This is a genomic window from Sphingobacterium sp. LZ7M1, assembly GCF_024296865.1.
Lineage (GTDB): Bacteria > Bacteroidota > Bacteroidia > Sphingobacteriales > Sphingobacteriaceae > Sphingobacterium.
Map to the genome: position 1 here is coordinate 2,298,764 of NZ_CP101134.1, position 26,362 is coordinate 2,325,125.

At 36.3% G+C, this 26,362-nt stretch carries 26 protein-coding genes; 13 read left to right on the forward strand and 13 right to left on the reverse strand.

Features of this window, described 5'->3' with window-relative positions:
* Positions 1-28 precede the first annotated feature (28 nt).
* From fabV to NMK93_RS09970, 9 genes are all read left to right on the forward strand, one after another.
* Positions 29-1,228, forward strand: a complete 1,200-nt coding sequence (gene fabV, locus NMK93_RS09930; RefSeq protein WP_185214384.1) for an enoyl-ACP reductase FabV — start codon at positions 29-31, stop codon at positions 1,226-1,228.
* Between the two features lie 400 nt (positions 1,229-1,628).
* Positions 1,629-3,848 (forward strand): ATP-binding protein, encoded by a 2,220-nt coding sequence (locus NMK93_RS09935; RefSeq protein ID WP_254527046.1) that lies wholly within the window; start codon positions 1,629-1,631, stop codon positions 3,846-3,848.
* Between the two features lie 152 nt (positions 3,849-4,000).
* Positions 4,001-5,791, forward strand: a complete 1,791-nt coding sequence (gene lepA / locus NMK93_RS09940; protein ID WP_185214386.1) for a translation elongation factor 4 — start codon at positions 4,001-4,003, stop codon at positions 5,789-5,791.
* A gap of 24 nt (positions 5,792-5,815) precedes the next feature.
* Positions 5,816-6,703: a bifunctional 5,10-methylenetetrahydrofolate dehydrogenase/5,10-methenyltetrahydrofolate cyclohydrolase gene (locus tag NMK93_RS09945; protein WP_185216231.1), complete on the forward strand. Its 888-nt coding sequence runs from the start codon at positions 5,816-5,818 to the stop codon at positions 6,701-6,703.
* Positions 6,704-6,828: 125 nt separating this feature from the next.
* The gene (locus NMK93_RS09950) at positions 6,829-7,422 is read left to right on the forward strand and encodes a DUF1003 domain-containing protein (protein ID WP_185214388.1); all 594 of its coding nucleotides are present in this window, start codon (positions 6,829-6,831) and stop codon (positions 7,420-7,422) included.
* 104 nt (positions 7,423-7,526) lie between these two features.
* Positions 7,527-8,033 carry a hypothetical protein gene (locus NMK93_RS09955; protein WP_185214389.1) on the forward strand — a complete coding sequence of 169 codons (507 nt, stop codon included), beginning with the start codon at positions 7,527-7,529 and terminating at the stop codon, positions 8,031-8,033.
* Between the two features lie 137 nt (positions 8,034-8,170).
* Entirely contained in the window at positions 8,171-8,620 is a 450-nt protein-coding gene (locus NMK93_RS09960) for a hypothetical protein (protein WP_185214390.1), read from the forward strand.
* Positions 8,621-8,866: 246 nt separating this feature from the next.
* Positions 8,867-9,358 carry a BON domain-containing protein gene (locus NMK93_RS09965; RefSeq protein WP_185214391.1) on the forward strand — a complete coding sequence of 164 codons (492 nt, stop codon included), beginning with the start codon at positions 8,867-8,869 and terminating at the stop codon, positions 9,356-9,358.
* Between the two features lie 8 nt (positions 9,359-9,366).
* On the forward strand, positions 9,367-9,789 hold the full coding sequence (locus tag NMK93_RS09970; protein WP_185214392.1) for an SH3 domain-containing protein: 423 nt from the start codon (positions 9,367-9,369) through the stop codon (positions 9,787-9,789).
* A 65-nt stretch (positions 9,790-9,854) separates the two neighbouring features.
* Here the strand turns inward: NMK93_RS09970 and NMK93_RS09975 are convergent, their stop codons facing one another.
* The 4 genes from NMK93_RS09975 to NMK93_RS09990 form a co-directional block, all read right to left on the reverse strand.
* The gene (locus NMK93_RS09975) at positions 9,855-10,862 is read right to left on the reverse strand and encodes a YCF48-related protein (RefSeq protein ID WP_254527048.1); all 1,008 of its coding nucleotides are present in this window, start codon (positions 10,860-10,862) and stop codon (positions 9,855-9,857) included.
* A gap of 1 nt (position 10,863) precedes the next feature.
* Entirely contained in the window at positions 10,864-11,526 is a 663-nt protein-coding gene (locus NMK93_RS09980; protein ID WP_254527050.1) for a YceH family protein, read from the reverse strand.
* Between the two features lie 175 nt (positions 11,527-11,701).
* Positions 11,702-11,947, reverse strand: a complete 246-nt coding sequence (locus tag NMK93_RS09985) for a hypothetical protein (protein ID WP_254527051.1) — start codon at positions 11,945-11,947, stop codon at positions 11,702-11,704.
* Positions 11,948-12,295: 348 nt separating this feature from the next.
* The gene (locus NMK93_RS09990; protein WP_254527052.1) at positions 12,296-12,970 is read right to left on the reverse strand and encodes an Ig-like domain-containing protein; all 675 of its coding nucleotides are present in this window, start codon (positions 12,968-12,970) and stop codon (positions 12,296-12,298) included.
* 139 nt (positions 12,971-13,109) lie between these two features.
* Between NMK93_RS09990 and NMK93_RS09995 the strand changes: the two genes are divergently transcribed.
* On the forward strand, positions 13,110-13,553 hold the full coding sequence (locus tag NMK93_RS09995) for a hypothetical protein (RefSeq protein WP_254527054.1): 444 nt from the start codon (positions 13,110-13,112) through the stop codon (positions 13,551-13,553).
* A 62-nt stretch (positions 13,554-13,615) separates the two neighbouring features.
* Here the strand turns inward: NMK93_RS09995 and NMK93_RS10000 are convergent, their stop codons facing one another.
* Positions 13,616-14,791 carry a basic secretory protein-like protein gene (locus NMK93_RS10000; RefSeq protein WP_254527057.1) on the reverse strand — a complete coding sequence of 392 codons (1,176 nt, stop codon included), beginning with the start codon at positions 14,789-14,791 and terminating at the stop codon, positions 13,616-13,618.
* A 390-nt stretch (positions 14,792-15,181) separates the two neighbouring features.
* Between NMK93_RS10000 and NMK93_RS10005 the strand changes: the two genes are divergently transcribed.
* Positions 15,182-15,616, forward strand: a complete 435-nt coding sequence (locus tag NMK93_RS10005; RefSeq protein ID WP_254527058.1) for a hypothetical protein — start codon at positions 15,182-15,184, stop codon at positions 15,614-15,616.
* Positions 15,617-15,681: 65 nt separating this feature from the next.
* Here the strand turns inward: NMK93_RS10005 and NMK93_RS10010 are convergent, their stop codons facing one another.
* Positions 15,682-16,395 (reverse strand): hypothetical protein, encoded by a 714-nt coding sequence (locus tag NMK93_RS10010; protein WP_254527059.1) that lies wholly within the window; start codon positions 16,393-16,395, stop codon positions 15,682-15,684.
* 185 nt (positions 16,396-16,580) lie between these two features.
* On the opposite strand from NMK93_RS10010, the gene NMK93_RS10015 reads away from it, so the two are divergent.
* Complete coding sequence (locus tag NMK93_RS10015) at positions 16,581-18,674, forward strand: heavy metal translocating P-type ATPase (protein ID WP_254527061.1); 2,094 nt, start codon at positions 16,581-16,583, stop codon at positions 18,672-18,674.
* Between the two features lie 55 nt (positions 18,675-18,729).
* Here NMK93_RS10015 and NMK93_RS10020 read toward each other — a convergent pair whose 3' ends face one another.
* The 5 genes from NMK93_RS10020 to NMK93_RS10040 all read right to left on the reverse strand — a co-directional run bounded on the left by NMK93_RS10020 (position 18,730) and on the right by NMK93_RS10040 (position 22,766).
* Entirely contained in the window at positions 18,730-19,557 is an 828-nt protein-coding gene (locus NMK93_RS10020; RefSeq protein WP_254527062.1) for a hypothetical protein, read from the reverse strand.
* Between the two features lie 105 nt (positions 19,558-19,662).
* Positions 19,663-21,198 (reverse strand): MFS transporter, encoded by a 1,536-nt coding sequence (locus NMK93_RS10025; RefSeq protein ID WP_254527063.1) that lies wholly within the window; start codon positions 21,196-21,198, stop codon positions 19,663-19,665.
* Complete coding sequence (locus tag NMK93_RS10030) at positions 21,199-21,537, reverse strand: efflux RND transporter periplasmic adaptor subunit (protein ID WP_254527068.1); 339 nt, start codon at positions 21,535-21,537, stop codon at positions 21,199-21,201.
* Complete coding sequence (locus NMK93_RS10035; RefSeq protein ID WP_254527070.1) at positions 21,480-22,268, reverse strand: HlyD family secretion protein; 789 nt, start codon at positions 22,266-22,268, stop codon at positions 21,480-21,482. The genes NMK93_RS10030 and NMK93_RS10035 overlap by 58 nt, the downstream gene beginning before the upstream one ends.
* A 60-nt stretch (positions 22,269-22,328) precedes the next feature.
* Positions 22,329-22,766: a MarR family winged helix-turn-helix transcriptional regulator gene (locus NMK93_RS10040; RefSeq protein WP_185214405.1), complete on the reverse strand. Its 438-nt coding sequence runs from the start codon at positions 22,764-22,766 to the stop codon at positions 22,329-22,331.
* Positions 22,767-22,888: 122 nt separating this feature from the next.
* Between NMK93_RS10040 and NMK93_RS10045 the strand changes: the two genes are divergently transcribed.
* Positions 22,889-23,656 (forward strand): DUF3050 domain-containing protein, encoded by a 768-nt coding sequence (locus NMK93_RS10045; RefSeq protein ID WP_254527072.1) that lies wholly within the window; start codon positions 22,889-22,891, stop codon positions 23,654-23,656.
* Positions 23,657-23,709: 53 nt separating this feature from the next.
* Here NMK93_RS10045 and NMK93_RS10050 read toward each other — a convergent pair whose 3' ends face one another.
* Together NMK93_RS10050 and NMK93_RS10055 are read right to left on the reverse strand one after the other, a co-directional pair.
* Positions 23,710-24,483: a DUF4382 domain-containing protein gene (locus NMK93_RS10050; protein WP_254527073.1), complete on the reverse strand. Its 774-nt coding sequence runs from the start codon at positions 24,481-24,483 to the stop codon at positions 23,710-23,712.
* Positions 24,484-24,558: 75 nt separating this feature from the next.
* Positions 24,559-26,355, reverse strand: a complete 1,797-nt coding sequence (locus NMK93_RS10055; protein ID WP_254527075.1) for a glycoside hydrolase family 15 protein — start codon at positions 26,353-26,355, stop codon at positions 24,559-24,561.
* Positions 26,356-26,362: the final 7 nt, after the last annotated feature.

Here is a 26,362-nt window from a genome sequence, read left to right on the forward strand (position 1 = left end):
AAATTATTCAAATTGAGAATTTAGCAATATGATTATTCAACCAAGAACTAGAGGTTTTATCTGCTTGACAGCGCATCCAGAAGGAGCGGCAGAGAATATCAAAAACCAAATCGATTACGTAAAATCTAAAGGCGAGATTAAAAACGGGCCTAAAAAGGTATTGGTAATCGGTGCATCTACCGGATTTGGGATTGCTTCACGCATCAGTGCTGCATTCGGTTCAGGAGCAGCAACTATCGGAGTGTTTTTTGAAAAACCAGCATCTGAAGGCAAATTAGGTACTGCAGGTTGGTACAATAGCGCTGCTTTTGAGAAAGAAGCTCATGCTGCTGGCTTATATGCAAAAAGTATCAATGGCGATGCTTTCTCGGATGAGATCAAAGCGCAAACCATTGAATTGATCAAAAAAGATCTTGGACAGGTTGACTTGGTTGTCTATTCTTTGGCATCTCCACGTCGTACACATCCAAAAACTGGAGTTCAACATGCTTCAGTATTAAAGCCAATCGATCAGGCTTTTACCAATAAAACTGTTGATTTCCATTCTGGTGTTGTATCAGATATAAGCATTCAACCTGTTGATTCAGATGATGACATCAAAAATACGGTTGCTGTAATGGGTGGTGAAGATTGGAAATTCTGGATTGAAGACCTTAAAGCTGCAGGCGTCTTAGCAGAAGGCGTTAAAACTGTTGCATATTCTTATATCGGCCCTGAATTGACTTATCCTATCTATAGAAATGGTACAATCGGGCGTGCTAAAGATGATTTGGAAGGAACTGTTCCAACCATCAATGAAATTCTGAAAGATTTGCACGGTATCTCCTATGTTTCTGTAAACAAAGCATTGGTTACACAATCTAGTTCTGCAATTCCAGTGGTTCCTTTGTATATTTCATTATTGTATAAAGTGATGAAGGAAAAAGGAATCCATGAGGGAACAATCGAGCAGATGCAAAGATTGTTTGCTGAAAGATTATACAATAATGTAGAAACTCCTTTGGATGAAAAAGGCAGGATCCGTGTTGACGATCTTGAAATGAGAGCAGATGTTCAAGAAGAGGTAGCAAAACTTTGGGAACAGGCAACAACGGAAAACTTAGAAGAGATCTCTGATATCGTTGGTTACCGTAATGATTTCTTCCAACTATTTGGTTTCAACTTTGATAATATCGATTACGATAAAGATACTAGTGAATTGGTACAAGTGCCTAGTTTGGCAGAATAATCCAACCTCATTTAGAAATATTCGGGAGTTGTCTTTTGGCAACTCCTTTTTTATTGCCCAATAGCCTACTGCAAAGAATTCAATGCTATGAATTCTTTTGAGTATTCATTTAGTAATTCAATATTTAGGTAGATTTTCAGCATTGTTTATGGAATGAGAACTTTTAACCTTGAGTGTTTTATTTAATGAATTCATATTCATTCCATACTTCCGATAACCTGTTGGAAATAAACAATTAAGGAGTTTGAATTGAAAGGTTGTTATTTATTGATACTCAATATCAATAAAAATATAGTTTGAATATATTTAAACTTGATTTCTTTTTTCTAATTTTAACTGCTGTTTGAAAAACATCTGGCCAAACCAGGAAAAAAGTACAAACTAACTATGAATTAATTAAATGGATAATCGGATTATTCTTGAGGAAGAACAATTGAATCTCAGTGAAGGGATTCAGGAGTTCGGTTATTTATTGATTGTTGATTTAGACTATAACCTCATTGCAGGTAGTGAGAACTGTGATGTTTGGTTAAGCAATCCTGTTTCCACTTATCTAGGAATTAATTTATGGGAGATATTAACTGCATATTTTTCGAAATACGTAGTCAGTATAAAAATTGCAGTTGATCAAGTTATAAATGAAACCAATGAACGGGTTTTATTGGAATTGGTCATCCAAGGAGAACCATATTATCTAAATATCTATTTATTCAATAACAACATCTATTTAGAGTTTGAAAAGAAATTTGAGGACTCGAATGTTTTTTTTCCAAAGTTTGAAATTGTAGATAAGCTATTAAGTGAAAGCAAAGGAAAGATCTGGAAGGTAGTCAGTTCTTATATTTCGAAGATTTCTGGATTTGATCGGGTAAGGGTTTTTCAATATGTCGGTGATGGAGATGGCTATGTATTGGCGGAAAGTATTGAGAATTCAGACTTGGAAAAAATATTAGGCTGTTATTATCCTGATATGGATATTTTTAAGCATGCTAAAAACATTCATTCGGTCAATTTCCACCGCTATACCGCTCAGGTCAATGGTAAAACCATAAAGATCGTAACTAAAGATAATTTTAAGCCCAATCTATCACAGACAAATATCAGGATGATTTCTCCGATCCATGCAAATTATCTCATTCGCGATGGAGTCAATTCAAACCTTAGTGTATCCTTGCAGATTGATGGAAAGATTTGGGGATATATTTTTTGTCAAAGTAAAAAGGGAAAGAAAATAAACCTCTTAAAACGAGAGGCCATGGTGTACTTTATTCAAATGGCTATTTACCGTTATGAAGAGGAACAAAAGAATAAGATCAAGGACTTTCAGGATGATATTAGGAATTTTGAGCTTCAGCTGAAGGAAAAGTTAATCCTGAAAAATAACCTTGCTGAAGCTTTAATGAGTTTGGATAAAGAGCTCTGCTATTATGCCAAAGCAGATGCTATGCTAATATTGATTAATGGTAAGCTTTATACCTACAATATCTCCATTGGTTTTGATAAAGTATTAGATATTAAAGGACTTCTTTCCAGAGTATCAAAGGATTCAATCTTCTTTGATGCTGAGTTTATATTAAATCATGGTGAAGAGTTAGGGTTGGATTCAGAGCGATTTGTCGGCTTAGCTGCACTTAAAGTTGAGTTGGAGGAGAATTGCAGTGTGCTTTGGTTTAGGAAGGAGAAAGAGTTCAAAAGGAAGTGGGTAGCCAAACCCGAATCTAGGATCAAAATGAACCTACCGAATGATTCATTTGAAAGGGAAGAACATCCTGTCCTCGATATTTGGCATCAAACTACCGTTGGGATCTGCGACCCTTGGCGCGATAATGAGATTTATTTTATTAAGCGGTTAAGGAATCTGATCATCCAGAGCAATAAGAATTTTTCTCAAGAAATCGTAAAGCTGAACAAAGAGGTGATCGACCTGAATAGGGCACTGGATAACTATGCCCATACGGTGAGCCATGATCTTAAAAACCCTTTATCAGCAATTAACCTCTCTACCCAGATGCTCCTTCAACGACCGGAAATGACAAATGACCTGAAACTGAAGATGCTGAAGAACACGAAAGAGGCCGTGGAAGTCATTTCTGAACTGCTGAAGAGTATTCATGATTTTTCTAAGGTGAAAGACTATCAGTACAGTATGGAACCAGTGTATGTGGAAGAATTCCTTAAGCAAATTGTGAACTTCAGTCAATTGCGCTATAATGCCCTTGGAACTGAAGTGATATATGGTAATATTCTTCCAGTTTATGGTGAAAGAAGTATTGTGTACCAATTGTTCCAGAATTTAATAGGGAATGCCATTAAATATAGTGCAAAAGTAGCAAAGCCCGTTGTAACCATTTCTTCTAGCCTCAAGCATGAATTTGTCCGTTATACCATCCAAGATAACGGTATAGGGATCGCGAAGGAGGAGTTGAGTACCATTTATGATTCCTTTAAGCGGATGTCCAATGCCAATAGTTATGAGGGAACAGGCTTAGGCCTGACCATTGTAAAGCGGATTGCGGACCGACTCCATATTACAATCGAGGTGGAAAGTGAAATAGGAAAAGGAACATGTTTCCATCTGTTGTTCCCGAAAGAGGTTTTCATACTTCCTTCTCAATCCTAGTCAAAAGCAAATTCTTTAATCCCAGTAAATTCCGGTATTGCTAAAAATAGGGGTAAATGTTTCAATTATTCGGAAATAGATGATTTTAATAGCTAAAAAGCTCACTTAAAAAAATTATATTTGCGAATTAAATTGAAGGCATAATAACCTATATGAAGCATATACGCAATTTTTGTATTATCGCACATATCGACCACGGGAAAAGTACTTTGGCCGATAGATTATTAGAGTATACCAATACCATCACCCAACGTGAGGCGCAAGCACAATTGTTGGACAATATGGACTTGGAACGTGAAAGAGGGATTACGATTAAGAGCCATGCAATCCAAATGGAGTATACCAAAGATGGACAAACGTATGTGTTAAATCTGATTGACACCCCGGGTCACGTCGATTTTTCATATGAAGTTTCTAGATCGATTGCTGCCTGTGAAGGTGCTTTGTTGATCGTAGATGCTTCTCAAGGTATACAGGCACAGACTATTTCCAACCTATACTTAGCCTTAGAGCATGATCTTGAAATTATTCCCATCTTGAACAAGATGGATTTACCAGGAGCTATGCCGGAGGAAGTAAAAGATCAGATCGTTGAATTGATCGGTGGAAAGAGAGAAGAAATTATCCCTGCCTCCGGTAAAACCGGAATGGGTATTCCTGATATCCTAACTGCTATCATTGAGCGTATCCCTGCGCCGGTTGGCGATCCTGAAGCTCCATTACAAGCCTTGATCTTTGACTCCGTATTCAACTCTTTCAGAGGGATTATGGCCTATTTCAAAGTTGAAAATGGTGAGATCAGAAAAGGAGACCGTGTAAAGTTTGTTGCTACGGGCAAAGAATATATCGCTGATGAGGTTGGTACCTTGAAGCTAAACCAGGTGCCTAAGGAAGTAATTAAGACCGGAGATGTAGGTTATATTATTTCTGGGATCAAAGAAGCTAGAGAGGTAAAAGTAGGGGATACCATCACGAAGAAGGATCGTCCTTGTGCTCAAGCTATCCAAGGTTTTGAGGAAGTTAAGCCCATGGTGTTTGCGGGTATCTATCCTGTAGATACGGAAGATTATGAAGAGCTAAGGGAGTCTATGCACCGTTTGCAGTTAAATGACGCTTCGTTGGTGTTTGAACCAGAATCTTCAGCTGCATTAGGTTTTGGTTTCCGTTGTGGTTTCTTAGGAATGCTGCACATGGAAATCATCCAAGAACGCTTGGAACGTGAGTTCGATATGACAGTTATTACTACTGTGCCGAACGTATCTTACCTAGCTTACCTGTCAAAAAATCATGAGGAGATCGTAGTCCACAATCCTTCGGATCTTCCTGATCCAAGTAAATTGGACAGTATCGAGGAACCTTATATTAAAGCAAATATCATTACAAAGGCTGAGTTTGTTGGTCCTGTAATGTCCCTTTGTATTCAGAAACGCGGTACGATTGTCAACCAATCTTATTTGACATCTGATCGTGTAGAATTGGTGTTTGAAATGCCAATGGGAGAGATCGTTTTTGATTTCTATGATAAGTTAAAGACTATCTCTAAAGGATATGCATCTTTCGATTATCATCAAATCGGCTATAGGCAATCGGACTTGGTGAAATTGGATATCCGTTTGAATGATGAACCCGTGGATGCTTTATCTTCATTGATACACAGAAGCAATGCTTATGATTTTGGTAAGAAGATCTGTGAGAAATTGAAGGAACTTTTACCGAGACAGCAGTTTGAAATCCGTATTCAAGCTTCGATTGGAGCAAAGATCATTGCTAGGGAAACCATTTCTGCATTGCGTAAGGATGTAACTGCAAAATGTTATGGTGGTGATATTTCGCGTAAGCGTAAGTTGTTGGAAAAACAGAAGAAAGGTAAAAAACGTATGCGTCAGGTTGGAAACGTAGAGATTCCACAATCAGCATTTATGGCGGTTCTGAAATTAGATTAAGAAAATCAACCTATAAAATATATCATGAATTTACTGGACGGTAAGGAAGTATCAACCAAAGTTAAAGAAGACATCAAAAGAGAGGCTGCAGAGCTTACTGCGAAGTTAGGCCGCAAACCTCATTTGGTAGCTATTTTAGTTGGAAACGATGGTGGTAGTGAAACTTATGTTGCGAGCAAAATGAGAAATTGTGAGCAAGTTGGTTTCGACTCGACCAATCTTCGTTATGATACGGATATCACTGAAAAAGAATTGTTGGAAAAGATCAATGAGATCAATGCAGATGAATCGATTGATGGATTGATCGTTCAATTGCCTTTACCTAAACATATTGATCCTGAAAAAGTTACTGAAGCTATCGATTACCGCAAAGATGTTGATGGGTTCCATCCAATCAATCTAGGTAGAATGCAACGTAATCTACCTTGCTTTATTCCTGCTACTCCTTATGGCATCATGTTGATGTTGGAACATTACGGAATTGATACAGCTGGTAAAAAGGCAGTCATTGTTGGAAGGAGCAATATCGTTGGGTCCCCAATGAGTATCCTTTTGGCAAGAAATTCTAATCCAGGAAATTGTACAGTTACCCTGACACATAGTAGGACAAAAGACTTGAAAGCTGAGGTTTTGCAAGGTGACATCGTGGTTGCAGCCATTGGCAAAAAGAATTTTGTAACTGCGGATATGGTAAAAGAAGGTGCTATTGTTATCGATGTGGGAATCAATAGGGAGAATTCGACCGAAACAAAATCAGGATTTAAACTTTATGGTGATGTGGATTTTGAGCATGTTGCTCCGAAATCTTCTTGGATAACGCCAGTACCGGGAGGTGTCGGATTAATGACCATTATTGGTTTATTAAAGAACACCCTAGAGGCTGCAAAAGGAACAGTGTATCCCAAAGCTTAAAAAATATTGAATTGAAATATGTTTATTTAAAGCTCCCAATTTTGGGGGCTTTTTTTGATTAATTTCCAACTATTTGAATTCTCCTTGGTTTTAGTCCATATATTTGATTACTTATTTCATTAACCATGGCTAAACTTGATCAAGTAAAGAATAAGGATATTTTGGAAATGATCAACCAAAATGATGAAAACCTAAAAAAGCTTCATGAAATCGTTCGAAAATCATTTGAGGAAGAAAAATTAATCGTTGATAACCTTATTAATCCTACAGATGAATACCTAAATAGGGGGCAACTTATTTCTGATAAGGTAGCACGATTTGGAGGAAGCTGGTCTTTTATTTTAATATTTACAGGGATATTGATCGTTTGGATATTGTTCAATACGCTCATGATCAAGCAAGACCGATTTGACCCTTATCCTTTTATTTTGATGAATTTAGTCTTGTCCTGTTTGGCTGCTCTACAGGCTCCAATCATTATGATGAGCCAAAACCGACAGGAGGAAAAGGATAGAAAACGGGCTGAGAATGACTATCTGGTAAACCTAAAGGCTGAATTAGAAATCAGGAGTTTGCATAAGAAAATAGATGTACTGTTAGAGGAAGAGGTTAAACAGCTATTTGATTCGCAGGTGAACCATTTAAAATTGCTGAAACAACTCTCGGATCATGTCGACCGCTTGGAAAAGGAGTTGAAAAACAAAAATGTACAGCCATAGTGGGATGGCTGCCATATTTTTCAAAAAATTGGTATAAATATTGCAAAGTGCAATCAGTATATAATTATTACAATAAACTATTATTACACAAACAAATTAGAAACATGAAAAAAATCGCAGTATTAGCAGCAGTTGCATGTGCACTTTCCTTGTCAGCATGTAACAATAATTCATCTATGGATAAAAACAATGATGGAGATACTTCAATCGGTGAGAAATTAGATCATTCAATTGAAACTACAAATGAATCAATTGATGAAATGAAAGCAAATGCAGATGCTGAATTGGCAAAAGCTGAAGAAAATGTAAAAAAAGCACAAGCTGATTTAGATGCTGCAGTAAAAAGTGGCGATAAAAAGGCTGAAGAAGCTGCTCAAAAAGCATTAGATGATGCAAAATCAGCATGGGAAAAAACAAAAGAAGCAGCGAAAAAAGCTGGTGATAAAATTGAAGAAGGTGTAAACAATGCAGTAGATGCTACAAAAGAAGCTGGTCAAAAAACTGGCGAAGCTATCGATAACACTGCAGAAAAAGTAGGTGATAAAACAAAAGAATTATCTGACGACGCCAAAAGAAAAGCAGAAAACGTTAAAAAAGCTTTAGAAAACTAATAAAATCCATTTATAGAATGGTTATTAAGTTTTTAATTGAAAGCGCCAATACTATTGGCGCTTTTTTTATTTTGATTTTACGAGAGCCTCCTATAAATTCTATTTATTGCTGTATATTGTTGGTTTAATAATAAAAAATGAATTGGAATAAAGAAGAAGTTGTCGCATACTGCTTTAATAAATGCAAAAATAGGGTAGAAGAGATAAAATCAGCCATGGATTCAGCGCAAGATGCTATCCTGAATGATACTAAAAGTAGTATGGGGGATAAATATGAAACATCCAGGGAAATGGCCCAACAGGAAATAAGTCGCTTGCAAAATCAGCTGAAACAGGCTGAAATTGACCTGGATAAAATCAATGGAGTAGACTTAAATCCCTCGGAATTGGTGAGAATGGGTAGCATTGTTCAAACAGACCAATTTGATTACTTTATTGCGATCTCTATTGGCGCAGTTAAAATTAAGGAGAAGACCCTTATGGTCATTTCTAAAGAGTCACCTATTGGGAGCATCTTGTTTGGGAAAAAGGTAAATGAATCAATTCAGTTCAATAATAAAACAATTATCATCAATAAAATTTATTAGGATATATATAACGAAGATCTAACGAGCTTATGGCTCGTTTTTTTGTTTGTGAAAGATGGCGATATGTTACAAAGTTTTTAAAGGGAGAGGATATTGTAAATTCAATTTTCAGTAATGGAAAACAGAAAAGTTGAAGAATTTGTATAGATTGATTTACAATAAATGAAAAAAATAATTGTCAAAACTTTTTAGGAGTAATTTTTGTTTAGATTTAAGTATTATTTACCAATAAAAACAAGGTGATTTATGAATCTTAAAAAAATCTTAACTATTGCATTGGTTTCCGGAACCCTGATGACCGGAACAATCGCTTGTAAGTCCAAAATATCGGACGCCGACTTGAAAGCAAAAGTAGAAACTGCTGTACAGGCTAATCCTGGAATTACCGTTGATGTGAAAGATGGAGTGGTTACTCTAAACGGAACGGCAAATTCAGAAGATGAGAAAGTGCAGATCGAAAATGCTGCAAAAGCTGCTGATAGCAAAGCTGTAAAGTCTGTACAAAACAATATCGTAGTGAATACGATGCCTCCTGTTGAAATCAATACCAATGATGCTGACTTAACTTCAAAAGTAGCCGATTTTACCAAAGACTTTCCTTCGGTAAAAACCGCTGTATCTGACGGAGTTATTACGGTAACTGGTGAATTGGAACAAGCACGTGTACAAGCTCTGAAAATGGGTCTGGATGCATTGAATCCGAAGAAAGTAGACATGAGTGGTTTAACTGTTAAATAGAAAATAATATGAGTTTACAATCGAAATATCAAGTTTTAATTGATACTGCAAAGGCTTCAGGAATGACAGATTTGGCTATCGCAGAACAAGATGGTGTTTTGCATGTTCAAGGTACAGCACCAAATGCAGATGTGAAAAATAAATTGTGGGATATCTACAATCAAATTGACCCTAATTTCTTAAGTGGTGATGTGGTCATGAATGTGGATGTATCATCTGCTGTAGCAGGTTCTCAAGTACGTGTAATTACGGAAAGTAGTAATTTGAATATCCGTAAAGGTCCAGGAACGGATCAACCAATCGTAGGTAAAGCTGCGAAGGATGAAATCATTACTTTAATTAGCCGTGCCAATGATCAATGGTGGTTGGTAAGAACCAAAGATGGTGAAGAAGGATATTGCTATGCGCAATATTTGGAGCCCGTAAGCTAAAAGGAAAAATTGAACATATAAAAAGCCCGATATCATTTATCGGGCTTTGATTTTTAATAATCTTTCTATAAAGTCAATCCGACAACATTTCCACTACTTCCTGCTAAATAAATAAGCTTTTTATTGAAAGAAACGGCAATGACATTAAAACTTTCAGTCGAAATATTTTCCCATGTCTTTCCTCCATCTTTGGAAATATCAGTTCCCGATGTTCCAGTGGCAACCAATATTTCAGGACTAATGTATTTTACGGACGATCGATATCCATGAACTGGAATTTCAGGTTTATCCCATGATAATCCAGCATTATGGGTCAGAAGAATGTTATTGCTGTTGTCCTTATCTGAGGTATAGTTTCCACCTACAACAACACCAACACGCTCATTGAGGAAATCAATGGAAAATATTCCAGTACTGGCAGAACCAGACCAGATAGGAACATCCTGAACGTCCAGCTTTCTTTCCTTTTCACTTCTTTTCATCAAACTTGAATAAGTGCCTCCAGTACCAATATATAACCAATCATTGATGACCTGAAGAGAAGACCCACTTGCTGCAAATGCCGCTTCCCCGGGCTCCGCAAACAAATGAATTTCTTCAGTCACATCTGTCCAAGTTTTGCCTTTATTGTCACTCTTCAGCAATTGAAATTGTCCATTGATGGGATCACCTAATATATAACCTGTTTTTCCCTTGAAGTCCATTCCATCTAAAAAGATAGCAGGATCCTCATTCTTATATGTTTCTGTCCAAGTTTTCCCAGCATCTTTCGTATGTAATACTACTGCAGGTGCTCCAGCGCTGACAATAACTGCTTCTTTGGCACTGAAAACCTCAATATCCCTGAAATCAAATTTTTCATATCCTTTCGGCGAAATCCATTCCCAGCTTTTGCCGGAATCAATAGATCTTCCAACCGTTCCATTGCTTCCACTTACCCAAACAACCTTATTTTTATAGGTTTCCAACCCCCTAAAACTAGCCTTGTTACCAGAAGTTAGGGTTTGAAAGGATTGGGAATAAGCTTGAAAGGCGAAAAGACAAACTGCAGAAATTAGAAAATATCTTTTCATACTATGATAGTTGCTTCATTAATTCATCAAATTCAGCCCGAAGGGTATTAAGTTGCTCTTCTAGTTGGGCTACTTTTTCTTCTAGCTGCGCAATTGCCGTATTATTGGTTGTTGATGGACTTGAGGGAGCCTCTTCCTCATAAGAATCCTCATCAAAGTCTGCAAAGAGATGGATATATCTTACTTCCTTTTGGCCTGGACGTTTTGATAATTGTTTGATGTACAAAGGTTTAGAGGTACTTAGTTTTTGAAGGAGTTCCTGTACCTCATCAAGATTTTCAAATTCATATAGACGACCAGAATTGCTATTGATTTCACCAGCTGTTAAAGGTCCTCGAAGAAATAATAGACAGATTATTGCTAATTCTTGGGGTAATAAGGGAAATTGAATCGCCAAGTTGTGTTTATATTTTGTAACTCGACTACCACCACCAACAACAGTTGAAATCAATCCTTTTTTCTTCAATCCGTCCAAAACTTGGATAACCAGATTTTCTTCATATTGAACTACGGGCTTTCTTGAACTTTTTTGATTACAGGCAGTCAACAGACCATTAAGGGTCATTGGATAATATTCTGGAGTAGTCTTAGATTTTTCTAATAATGATCCCAATACTCTAATTTCTTCAGGGCTTAAAATTGGTAATGATTTAGTTTCTTCCATATATTAAATTCATCTGTGTTAATAAATATACAGATTAATAGGAGAAAGGGGAGAGGATTGGATAAATTCCCACTAAATAATGGGCAATTAATACAGAAAAAGGAAGAACAGGCTATAATTTTAATAGCCTGTTCTTCCTCTTAAGTACAGATGTTTTTTTAGAATGGCTAATGCCTTATTCTACGTCCATAAATTGAGCGATTTCTTCTCTAATTTCAGACGGTAACATCATATAGATTTCTTTTTTCAAAGTGACTTGTTCTCCCTGAATAGTTGAGATTTTGCCATCATAGCTAATAATAGATTCAAAACCCCCAATTAACCATTTTCCATCTTTTTCAAGATAGTCCCGGTGTTTTTCATCTAATTTCTTTAATTCTTTAATTATTGCTTCTCTATTAAAGTTTTGGTTCTTTACCATATTGAAAAATCCTTTTAAGTTGATTATTATTGGAAAAAGGAAAGTACCTTTTGGAATTGTGCTCCTTGATTCAAACAATTATCAAATGTTCAACAACTACGGATACGCTTATGAAAATATTGTGCCAATTATGTAGAAAGGTTATTAAAAAATTTACAAATAATCCGAGGTTAACATAGCGCTAACAAGAAGCTTGATAAATTAACTTTAATGAATTTTCTTTTGAATCGTGTTTAATTTTTTATTAGTGTGAAATCCAATAAAATGTACAGTCCTAATAATTGACGATAAATTGTATCTTATTAATAACAGATTTTGAAAAGAAATATTGCATGAATTCTGCAATTGTTAACTTTTCTTTTTCTCATATACGGCATACCTCCCATTAAACTGATCCTTAGTAGATACGGCTATCACTATTTTCCGCTTTTGGTCCGTGAAGTAATAATCATCTTTATCCGTACCTATTGCCTCATATCGCTCTTGATAAAAGGCCAGAATATAATCAATGTCGATACTTGGATCATTTTTAAATCGCACAATTGCATAAGCGCATTTTCCTCCTTGAAAGACATAATACAAGGATTCCACATAAGGTGAATCAGTTTCAAATGAAAGAGCCGGGCCTGAGTCATTCAGTAAATTCCTTTTTTCTAAATCTTTGATTTGTTCCTTAGAGCCACCAAATTTAATCACAGGCTCTGGGATATCCGTTATCTTAGGGATAACGGTTATTTCAGTGCTGTTCTTTTTACCTTCATTTGTTGCATTTATCTTTACTTTTCCAATATGATGGGCAGTAAAGAGACCTTCTTCGTCGATGGTCCCAACATACTTATTTGAACTTTTCCATTTCGTGTTTTTATCATTCGACTTTAATTGAAGCGTTTCCCCCACATATAATTTTGAGGCTTGATTTTTTGGTTCTATATCTTCATCGAGGATACCTTCTTTAACACATGAACTCAAAAAAATAGGGAAAAGGATAATAATAATGGTCTTTAAATAGTGTTGTCTTGCCATAGCCTTATATATTTATTTGTCTATAAGGTAGTTCAATTAAATTAATCAATAGTTAAAATAATAATAATTAATGCTTTCTCTAATGGATTCCTTATTTTAGAAATATTTAGGAAAGTGAAAAACATAATATTTTGATAGTATGATGAAAAAAAATGAAAAGATACTCAATCTTATTCAGGTGTTGATGAACAACCAAATGTTGTCTGATTTCTTAAAGGAATATGATTACTCAGTGAATTTGTTTGGTTTAAAAATATCAGATTCAAGACATTATTTTTTGAGATTATCCCAACCAAAAGATGAAATAATTTTATGGATGCAAGAGGAGTACATCCCTAAGCTGGATCATACAGGAAAATGGATTCAATATCCTGCAATTGAGAATCCTCGGGTAGAACGTATTGAAGCCTCAACCAAATACATACCTACAGATTTGACATACGAAGAGTTTAAAAATAACTTGGTACAATTTTTTGAGCAGTTGAAAAAATACCAGGCAAACCATCTCCAGCATGTAAGTCATGAAAAGTTGAACCAGAGCATTGATGATTTAATTGCAGAAATAAATTCCTTGAGCAAATAAAAACAACTTTAGAGGCATAAAAAATGGGCTATAAATTATAGCCCATTTTTTATGTGATGAATTTAGATTGCTGGATTCTGTGCATATTCTTTCCAGACATCTTGAATGTTCTTTCCAAGCGATTGCACAAAAAAATCATTGTAGTTAGTGCCATTGATCAAGGCATTGTTCAATTCTTTTACAAAATTCTTGTTCTTATGTGTTTCAATCCATAACAGGAATCGACCGGTAATTCCATAGCTGCCATCATAGTTATGTTCTGGTTTGTAATCTTGTAATGTCCATGGATCAGGTTCATCTATACCATAATGATACCTTACATTGTCTGCAATGCCTTCAACTAGCCATCCAGGTACCGAACCTTTATAATCCTGTTGTATATGGTGCATGGTCTCATGGACAACGACATCACCGTCTTTCGGATTTCCTTCCATGTATTTGAAGCCAAAAACCACGACCTCACCCCAGGCATAAGCAGCACCATCATAAGTAGGATCAATGATGAAGTACATTTTCTTTTTCGCATTCGGATTAAAATCATTGAGAAGCTTTGGATAGACCGTAAAGTAAGTGTTCATCAATCTTTCCTGATATTCCAATTGTGATTTATTGGAATGATTGATAAAAACCAAGGAGACATTGTTTTTGGTCAAGCTATCAATCTTTTGGATAGGTTCCTGTTTTTGACTTGAAGGTGGCATCTGGATCAGCCTGAACTCTGAAGCCTGGAACATATTGTCATTGTAAAGCTTTGAGATAGACCATTTGTAATGGGTGAATTTCTCCTCATTCTTGAAAAAGAAACTGTAGGTATTCCTTCTTTTTCTGAATTGCATGCCCATATGGCTATCCAGTTCTTTCCAGGTCTGACCATCATTGGACCCATAAAATTTCCAATCCATCGGATCACGGCCGTCAAAATCATTTCCTGTGGTAAAATCATACCCCGCAACAAGCTTCGCCGTATCAAATTGGAATTTGATATCTAATGTCTTAAAGTTTTTTGCGAGGAACTTCGTCGTGCTGTCACCGTCAGTTAATTTGGTTGAGCCTTCCTGCCCATTAGCCCCATCTGGATTTTCTATGCTTACGGTTACTCTAGCATCAGTGGTAATGTCCTTAATTTCAATTTTTTCCAATTCAGGGTCAGGTTGGTCCAGGAAACTGTCTTTGCTACAACTGCTGTAGATAACTGAACAAAATAGGGCAAAAGTCAAGCTTTGCAGTTTGGTTTTCATTTTTAGCATATAATTTTAAGTTTAGTTTATAATCACGCTAGTTATTGCTGTTATGTTAAATTAACGCTAAATCTAGTAAAATCTTATGCCTGTCATGAGCTAAATCGCGTTAGCCTGAAAAGGTTTTTCCTGAATTCTTCGTTTCTATTAATTCTTAGGCTTTTTTTACTTAAAAAAATTGAACCCCCATAGCTGGAGATAGCAAATATGCTAAAGCTAGTTTAGCAATTGAAATTTAGATTAAAAGTGGCTTTTAAGGCCAAATTCCTTGAAATCGAACTTTTGCAAACATATAGCTACAAATTATTTTTAAGTAGGGTAGAGCAGGTCCAAATATTAAATTGTTATTAATTTTTGTTCTACTTTTGAGCATTATTATATTAATAAGGTATGAAAAAGTTAAGTATATTATTGTTGTTTGCTGTATTATTTATCTCTTGTGAAAAGGACAATGGAGTTGTTCCTGAAAAATTAAAAGAGGAAGTATTATCAGATCTTAAAGGTAAAGTGTTTACAGCTTATGAAGCTCAAATGTCTTCCGAGAGTACAGGTCCAGTAATGTTGGAGCCGAATCAAGGTTACTTTACTAAAATGGAGTTTGTAGGTACTGTGATTGAGATGACCGGGGCGGATGGAACAAAATCTAGATACGGTTTTGAGATCAATAATGCGAACAGAGGCAGCACTGAATTGCCTGATATCTTTACACTAGCAATGAAATCTAACTTTCAAGAATTTTACATTTTATTAAGTAGAGATTATTCCAATGCTACTGTGCTCCTTACGGATGCGGGTAAAAGCTATAGCGTTAGCTTAATGAAATAATTATAAATACTTACTGAACAACATATTGATGCCCGATTAAATTATAATCGGGCATTTATTTTTTCTTAATATTCCCATCCTATAAATCGCTGGGTTAACTTATTCCTCTCAAACACCCAAACGACATGATTTGTGCAAGCCCCATCTCCAATCTCTTGCACAGCCAGATAGACATTTCCCAGTTTATAATAGTCAAAAGATTGCCTAGCTGAGCCAATTCCCAACAATAGTTCTGTTGGTATTGAAACTTTGGTTCCTTTGATAGTTGCATCCGCCTTTTCTATTAATTCATTTGGAATTCCACAATCCGCCAGATAATAATAGATTCCATTTATTGACTTGATGGCAGTGGAGTTCTCATCATAGTATGCTATCTTTTTCCCCTTCAGGTTTGCTGGCTTTATTAAATATTGCATGGAAAAATCTGCTTTCCTTGGCTTCTCCAGTTTGTTTAGTGCCAATAGTTGGGAATTATGGATATATCCAGCCTTAAGCGGTTTTTCATCCTTTATTTCAACGATGGAAAAAGGCAGGTTTTCATAATATAGAATCTTGATCCATTGATCTTTTGCTAGATCTTGTTCTTCAACCTGATCTATCAACACAACTGTATTGTTCTTCAATTGGTTTTGAATTTTCCCTTTTGAATCTGCTGATTCCCTTACATTCGAATACCCCTCCTTACTCTGAATAAGATATGGTTGTGCCCAGGAATCTAACGGATTAAATATTGATAGCAACAATAGTGTAATCCAATAATATAATTGATAGTATTTCATGATTTTCTTTTGTGTTTTTTTGCTTATGCAATTTATAATTATTGGAAATAGGTCCTAAATAAAACCTATATACATTTTGTTTACATCTTTAAAAATGCACTATTAAAACAAATTCAAGGTTTATTTGGTTGATAAGCTAAGCTTTTAGATTTAAATAGGTTAAATTTAGGAGAGGATAATACTTTATGGATCACAAACATATTTTTGATAAAGATGGCAATTGCGAAATCTGTAGTCAGACGGTGAAGGTTTATAAAAATGCCAATGCTGATGACTTACTTAAACAGACCCAAAACCATAGGAGCCATCAAGGAAATAATAGTCATAAGTTGGATCATCAACATGCTGAAGATGATGGCCACGATCATGAGCATAATCATTCTCATGACAATAATGCCAGTACATTTGAACTTTTCAGACCAGCTATAATCAGTTTTGTCTTTTTGATTTCCGGAATTCTATTCGATTATGTTTTTCATTTCCCTTGGTTTCAGGGCTGGCTGCGTTTGGTCTGGTATTTATTGGCCTATTTACCTGTTGGGCTTCCAGTCTTAAAAGACGCTTTTAAAAGTATTTCAAAAGGCAATTTTTTCTCAGAATTCTTCTTGATGGGGATTGCAACAATTGGAGCTTTTGCCATTGGTGAATATCCGGAAGGGGTCGCTGTAATGCTTTTTTATTCGGTTGGTGAAGCTTTCCAAACCATGGCGGTTTCCAAGGCAAAAGCCAACATTAAATCTTTATTGGATCAAAGACCCGATGAAGCGACCGTTCTTAGGAATGGAAAAACTGAACTGATCAAAGCTGAATTGGTGAAAGTGGGAGATATTGTCCAATTAAAACCCGGTGAAAAATTAGCCTTAGATGGTAAGTTAATTTCAGTATCCGGCACTTTTAATACCGCAGCATTGACAGGAGAGAGCAAACCAGACTCTAAAGCTAAAGGCGATTCCGTGCTTGCCGGAATGATAAACCTGCAAACCGTTTCTGAAGTTGAAATTACAACAGTATATGAGGACAGTAAACTGAGTAAGATCCTGGAAATGGTTCAGCATGCCAGTACCCAAAAAGCACCTACAGAACTGTTTATTTCAAAATTCGCCAAAATCTATACCCCTATAGTGGTGTTCCTGGCAATTGGAATAGCATTGATCCCATATTTCTTTGTGGCAGACTATGTTTTTCAAGATTGGCTATATAGGGCATTGATATTCTTGGTCGTTTCATGCCCTTGTGCCTTGGTTATTTCGATTCCATTGGGCTATTTTGGTGGAATAGGTGCCGCTAGCAGACATGGGATTTTAGTCAAAGGAGGAAACTTTCTGGATACCTTGGCAGCCGTGAAGCATGTTGTTATGGATAAAACAGGAACCATGACCGAAGGTGTTTTTAAGGTTAATGATGTCAAGTTCGATCCATCCGCCCTTCAGGAGCAGATATTGGAGTATGTCAATGAAATCGAGAGCAAAAGTACACATCCTGTAGCAACGGCAATCCATGAATATGTAGGAGAGGTGAAGGGTCATCTCAACCTCGATCATGTTGAAGAAATTGCTGGCCACGGACTGAAAGCAAAAATTGATGGCAAAGAAGTATTGGTAGGTAATTTTAAGTTACTTGACCAGCATCAGGTTTCCTATCCTAATGCAGATAAAGAAATTGTTTATACCACCATTGCTATTGCAGTCGATCGGAAGTATATAGGCTATATAAGCATAGCTGATAAAATAAAGGATGGTGCACAGGACACCATAAATGCGCTGCATAGCGAAGGAATCAAAGTGACCATGTTAAGTGGTGATAAATCCACTGTTGTAAATGAGGTTGCAAAGAACCTGAAGATCGATTCTGCCTATGGTGATCTTCTACCAGAAGATAAGGTTGAAAAACTGAAGGAGGTCAAAGCAAGAGATCGAATCGTTGCCTTTGTAGGTGACGGTGTAAATGATGCCCCTGTTGTTGCGTTAAGTGATGTAGGAATCGCCATGGGAGGTTTAGGCTCGGATGCCACCATCGAAACTGCAGATGTGGTTATTCAAGATGATAGACCAATTAAGATCCCTATGTCCATTAAAATCGGAAGAAAAACGAAGAAAATTGTATGGCAGAATATAGGTTTGGCATTTGCTGTTAAAGCTATTGTACTGATTTTGGGAGCTGGAGGTGTAGCAACCATGTGGGAAGCTGTTTTCGCCGATGTAGGTGTGGCATTATTGGCCATTTTGAATGCCGTACGGATCCAAAGGACAGATTTTAGCAAAGATTTTAACAAAATATAATAGAAAAGGGAACAAACACTTGAGTTTGTTCCCTTTCCATAATAATTTTATATCCTTATTTATCACTTGATTGATCGTGATGTTGATGTTGATGTTGATGAACCTTTCCGAGGGTTGGATTATAGGAGTTGTTAATTACTAAATACAAACCTTCATTGTTCGTTATTTTAATGTTGTCGGTATTTCGATCAAAATCAATGTTCAATATGGATTTACCATCTTCTGAAATAAAATTATGGGTATTCCAGATCCCTCTCTTTGTCGATAAGATTTTTCCATTAGAGTAGGTAGCCTCCCAAACAAAAATCTTTTGCTTTTTTATCTCTGCCACATTATTTTGATTATCCTTGATCTCGAAACCCGATTTTATTTTTTTTATGGTTAATTGATATCCTGATTCTGAATGTATTTCTTTTAAATTCGACATCCGATCAAAGGTCAGATGATATACCTCACCAGCTTCATCACGAATCACCATTTGATTATTAGCCTCTTTGAAACTTGACATAGTATTTCCGTTAAAACCACGGAAAAAAGAGGTGCCATCGCTTTCAATTTCAATTTCAGCCTCATTCCCGTCAAGATCTCTCAGGCCCATTAGATTATAATAGCGATTCGATATTTTTAGGTATTTGCTGTCTGAAAATCCAAAATATCCATCATCAGATAAAACCATCATTAACCCCAGGATACCATAATTATTGCTAGAGTATACCCTGGTATATGGAAAATCCATTAATTTCTGCTGTACAATGCGATCAAAGATCACGTTGTTCTTATGGAATACAGAGGAATCAGGCAATTGTTGGTTTTCAATTTCCTGACCCATAGAAGTTAAAGAAAACATTAGAAAAAGGATGCTGATGAATATGGAATTTTTCATAATACGATAGAATTGATTTGGCATACGGCTTATATTATTATTCAATTAATAACCTTGTTTCAGTATGGACTGCCACGGCGATCTAAAGTTTAACTGAAAATAAAATTAAGACATCGGGGTAGCCTGAATCAATTCTTTCGAATTTTTCTTTGTTCCCCAGTTAAAAATATGTCTTACTGTGGATGAGTGATAGGGGATTAATGCTATAATGATAATAACCAATATATTAATGATACATAGGTAAAGATATAGATCATGTAAACCCAATAAGTTTGCTTGTTTTTGGAAGTTTACTAATACCGTTCGATCTACTTTTTCTCCAGACTCAAAAACTTCCGCCAATCTTGTCTGATGGATAAATTGTAATTTATTAAACCAATTACTGATTACACTGGACCAGAAAACAGTTACAAAAAATGTCCTGATCAAAAGGAACATAACAATGCTCTGTAAAAAGGCTTTTCCATTCACATTACCTGCTAGATAAACAGCTGTCGAAATAAATGAGATTATCACAGCCATTCCTCTCAGTATGATTGGTAGAATTAAATAATGTAAAGGGGTATTGATATTGATCAGATTGTACAATAAGATATTGGAAATTAAATAGAGAGAGGCAGAAATTAAAAAGATAGCTTTACATTTTTTGGTCTGCTTGAAATATAAATACACCAATATACTCCCCAAGAAATATCCAACAATTACATAGGCATTGATTTCTGCTTGTTTAGTAGGATTTGAGGGTAAAAGTACATTCATTAGATTGCTCAGCAAACTTGTATTGGAATAAAATATCCCCAAAATAAACACGGTAAATAGAGTTAAGAATGTGGCTTTGTTCCTAATAACTGAAAAGCTGATAATCTTTCTCTTTTTCTTGAAATTCCGATTAAAGAATAAGATAAAAAATACAATGGTCAACACTATTGCCAATATGATACTCTTGCTGGTCAACCAATTGTTTTGTAAACCATAGCTTGCAACAAACGAAAAACAGAGCAAACTGGATGCTAATAAGATGGTTCCCAACCAATCGTATTGAAACAATGGCACCTTCTTGATATGTTGTGTTTTAAAGCAGATAATGACGATCAGGAAGGATATAAGAAGCATTAAGGTCTGGAAATAATAGCCAAGTTCCCAATGTTGCTTGGCAAGATAGGCAGCTATCAAACCTCCTAAAATGGGAAAGATCAGGTTCATCGGATAATAGATGGCATACATTTGATACCTTTCCCCGGTGGGCATCAAGAATGGCATCAGCTCTGATATCAAAGCCATGGTTAATATGATTTTCACACAGCCGAACACAAACATCAACATCACATTGATCAATGGCGCTTGATTTAATGCCAAGCCTATGTTAATGACCATTAATAAGATCAAACAGAATATTATTAACCTTTTCTTCGGCATATAGATGGTCAGTCTAAAGATCAAGGAAATTGAACAGACCATGCCGGCACAATACGCGTACATTGCCATGGATAGATCAGCTGAACTTGCCGCTTGATCTGAAATGATATAGATATAGATGCTGTTTGGAATTCCACTACAAAAGGATAAGGAAACCGCTATTAATAGCAGTATGCTTAGTTTATACTTTTGAGGGACCCAATCTCTAAATAAACTATTGCTCATCTATATCGAATTAACCACCACATTAAGCCCTACCATCAGTTTTTTTAAATCTTCAACTTTGTTGTCCTTTGAAAATTCTATCCTTACAGGTATCCGTTGTTGAACTTTTACAAAATTACCGGTACTGTTGTCCACTGGGATACTGGAATATTTTGAACCCGTAGCTTCGGAAATAGCCTTTATCTCACCCACAAAAACAACATGGGGAATAGCATCCACAGATAGCTTTACTTTCTTGCCAAGGACAATTTGTTTCATCTGATTTTCGGTGTAATTTGCTGTTACCCACTTCTGTTGATCCCTAACGATATTGAATAATTGCTGTCCTGATTGGACCAATTGGCCTTCTCCAAACTTACCCTGCCCAAAATGCCATCATAAGGGGCTACAATCACGGTATAGGATAAATTAAGTTTGGCCAGATCGAGCGAAGCCTTGGCCCTTAAGATCGCAGCTTCATTGATCCCTGTTTTCCTACTGGTTTCTTGTGTAGTTAAATGGGAGCTTACCTTTAGCGCAGACAATGCTTTATATTTTGCTTTTAGGGATTCATATTCGGTTTTTACCTGTTCAAATTGATACACTGCTATGGCATCCTTATCCATCAGATCCTTGAACCGCTTATAATTGACCTCAGCATTTTCCAAGCGGGTCTTGAGTTCCTCTATGTTCGCATCCGCGATGTTTTGGCTATTTCTTGCTATTTCGACCTCGGTTCTTACTACGGAATTGCCTGCTTTGGCATCAGCTAGAGCAGCCAAGGCATTTTCCACCTGAATTTTATACTCATCATTTTCTAAGACCACTAATGTATCTCCTTTATGCACTGTCTGATGTTCCTGAAACCGGATTTTCTTAATATAGCTGGTGATTTTTGTGCTTACAGGATTGATATGTCCATCGATTTGTGCATCCTCTGTGAAAACACTGTTATTTAACTGTAAATAGCTAAGTATGCCCCAACCTATAGCTGCCAAAACAATCAGTACGGAAAGGATATTGATACCATAGATCTTGATCCTTCGGTTTCTTTCTTTTTGATTGATTGCTTTATTTGTTTCTGTGCTCATCTATTAATGTAATATATTCTTAAAATTAGTTTGATATTGAACTATTCCTCCAAAAAAACACTATTCAATAGCGCTTTTGATCAATCTTAATTGATTACTGATTTCTGAAATATCTTTGATTTGGGAGTTCTTCATGATCTTTTCATAGAGCTCTTTTTGAACTGGCTCTAAATGCGACTGGTATTCCCAACCTTTCTCTGTCAGGACAATTTTATTATTTCTCCTATCGTTGGCATCAGGTACCCTTTGAACAAGATCCCTTTTGCAGAGATTGTCAATTAATGGTGTCACGCTTGCCTTACTCTTTTGTACCTCCTCTGCAATATCCTGTTGATTAAGCTCTTTCTCTCGCCATAGAACAGCTAAAACTTGGACCATTTCATAGGTGACATCTAATTCCAACTCCTTAACTTTCTGAAAGTAAAACTGTTTTATCGCAACCCTTAACGAAATAATATCTCTGATTAAACCTTGAACTACTTTATGATCCTTTGCCATTTTCTAATATTTTGCACAAAGTTAAACATAAGATAGTTAAACATCAAACTAATTATTGTAAGCTTTTTGCAATTTATTCCTTTAATGGACTAAAAAATAGGTGCTATTCCTACCTTTGGGCCATGAAAAATAATGTTCAAGCAATAAACGAGTATATTCAAGCTGAAAGAAATCATCTACTAAACCACGAATTATATCATAAAATTCAAAAGGTTACCGATTTACAGAAATTTACCGAAGGGCATGTCTATGCAGTGTGGGACTTCATGTCTCTGTTGAAAGCATTGCAGATCAAATTAACCTGTACCACGATTCCTTGGTTTGCAAGCCCGTCACCCATAACCAGATATTTGATCAATGAAATTGTTCTTGCTGAAGAATCAGATGAATATATTGATGGTCAACGATTAAGCCATTTTGAAATGTATATCGATGCCATGAAAGGGATAGGGGCGGATGTGAATCCTATATTGGACCTGATCCAAAACCTTCAAGCGGGAATAAAGATTAAAGATGCTTTAGATAATAGTACATTGGACAACAGAATTAAAGATTTCCTAAATTTTTCCTTTGATACTATTGAAGCAGGAGAGACCCATAAGATTGCCTCTGCATTCACATTTGGTAGAGAGGATTTGATTCCAGATATGTTCACGTCAATTCTATCTTCTTTAAAGGAACAGTTCCCCGAATCGGATTTAAAGAAGATTGAATATTATTTTCAGCGTCATATCGAATTGGATGGGGATGAACATGGACCATTAGCCATGAAGATGATCCACGAATTGGCAGATAACAACGAAGTGAAATGGAAAGAGATGGCTGATGTTGCCAAATTAGCTTTGCAATATAGAATTGGTCTTTGGGATGCCATTGCGGATTCCTTATAAAACCAAAAAAGGGATAACATAAACGTTATCCCTTTTTAATAGAGCTATTTCAATTACTTTTCTTCTAATTGAATGACCCCTAAATTTTTTGTTTGCCCCGTAGTTACCACAACATCATTGACGATTGCTGATTTAAAATTATCATTTGTCGGTTCAATTACAAGCTTATAAGTTCCTTGCATAACACCAGGAAAATAGAATTTACCCGTTGGGCCGGCCAATGTACCTAAGGTATCAGTTCCTTGAATGGCAAAGACATGAGGCATTGCAGAAATAGGCGAAATCTCACCAGTTAAAGCTCCTGATACTGCAACCGGAATGGCGCGGATCACAGGTTTCATCATATATTTACCATTTCCAGTCTGATGTATAGACTTTGATGCATCAAAATCCAAGGCTAGGGTATAGGCTACATGGGGAATTAAATCATCTTGAACTTTGATTTTGACACCTGAAGTTTGACCACTAGGTGTCTTCAAATCTTGCCTTACACCATCTACCACAATATAATTATCATCATCCAAAACCAATCTTACTTCTTGTAATCGCCCTGAAGGGACATCATGTTCGGCAAGGATCAAGTAATCTCCTTCACGATAATGTAAGATATCAAAAGGCTCAATATCAACATCAATAACCTGACGACCACCTTCTGTAATAACTTCAATATGATCGATATCTAAGATAATCTGATCATAATATGCAGGTGCATCTGTAATTTTAATGGTTACTGGTGTTGTTCCATCTGTTGTTTTCGAGTCATCAGTACTGCAACTCGATAAGCTTAAGGCAACCATAGCTACCGATAATCCAAGTAATGCTTTCATAGTAATTTTCGTTATTTCACTATTTTTAGCAAAACATGTACCATTTCAGCTATTTATGAATTTAATGTTAAGTAATTAAATTAGAAATATTGGCTTATCCAGTTTTACCGCGATTCGATATGCCGCATTCATTAATCCCACATGGCTATAAGCTTGTGGAAAATTGCCCCATTGACTACCATCTTCCTCGTTAACATCCTCAGAAAATAGCTTTAAGGAATTTCCATAGGAGAGGAGTTGCTCAAAGGTTTCCTGAGCTTCTTCCAATCGACCTACACATGCCAATGCTTCCACATACCAAAATGCACACACTAAAAAGGTTGTTTTAGGTTTTCCAAAATCATCTTGGTGCAGGTACCTGTAAAACAGTCCGTTCTTGCCCTTTAACTCTTTCTCCACAGCTTCCAAATGTTTTTTAGCTCGGTCTGAACTTGGATCCAGGTAATTCATTAAAATTAACTGTAAAGTACTCGCATCCAAATTTGAACCTTCATCTGAATTCCTGTAAACCTGCATTTCTGGATCATAACATTTTTCAATATACTCAGCTGCTTTATCCATTAATATCTTGGCCTGTTCCTCAATATCTTTGTAATTGTTCTGCTTCGCAATTTTTAAGGCAGCTGAAGCACCAGCCCATTGAAATAGATTGGAATAGGCATGATGGTTTGCAATGTTCCTGAATTCCCAGATACCGGCATCCTTTTCATCAATCGTCATCTGTATCTTCTCCAAGATATATTTCAACCAGCTTTTAGCATCTTTTCTTTCATCTTGAGGAAAGCGATAATCCGTATATAGAGGTAACATGGCGATCATGGCTTGCCCATATACATCATTTTGTATATGTTCATAAGCTTGGTTTCCAATCCTAACGGGCTTATTGCCTCTATAGCCTTCCAAATAGTCAAGCGTCGTTTCTGTCAAAACTTTACGACCTAATATCCCATATAGAGGTTGCAACCTCCCAGAATCCGATTGGGTGATATTGGTAATGTAGTTGGCAAACTCTTCGAGTTCATCAAATTTTCCGATATGGCTCAGGGCTGTTAATACGTAATAACTATCCCTGACCCAGCAATAACGGTAATCCCAATTTCTTCCCGAACCAGGTGACTCCGGTAAACTTGTTGTACTCGAAGCAATGATGGCTCCGGTATCTTCGTATTGGTGCAATTTTAAAACTAAAGCCGATCGAATGATATGGTCCTGATAGAAGTTCGGAATGTTTGCTTTTTTTGTCCAGCGCCTCCAATATATTTTGGTCTTGATCAAAAACTCTTCCGCTGTTTGTATCAATGGTGCTTCAAAACTGTTCCCATACGATAGGATCATATATTTCTTCTCGGAAAGGATAATATTGCTCTCCTCCTGATCGAAAAAATGACTGATGGGAATGTTGGTCGTCAATCTCATATGTTCTTCTGCATGCTGAAAATGAATGTGATTGCTTCCTCTGTTTTTTTTAAAATCATCTTTCCCGTAATTCGCTTTCGGATTACAGTTTACTCTTACTGCTGGATTTCCATATAGTGGCTCAACTATTCGGATCAACATCAGTGGTTTGTAATAACGATCATATTGTACAAACCGTGGGGCAAAGTCAATAACTCTGAAACCAGAATGTTCACCATTGACTTCGGTAACTAAAATATTGGTATTCTCTAAATAATATTGATTGGAGGTAATATGACTGTCGTCAAGCTTTATGTTAAATTCTCCACCTTTTTCGGTATCCAGTAAACATCCAAAAATGAAACTATCTTCAAATGTTGGCCAACATAGCCAGTTGATGTTTGTGCTTTTGTGCACATGGGCAATAAAATTACAGTTCCCAATAATACCACTATTATAAAGGTGTCTTTTATTCATAGATTTT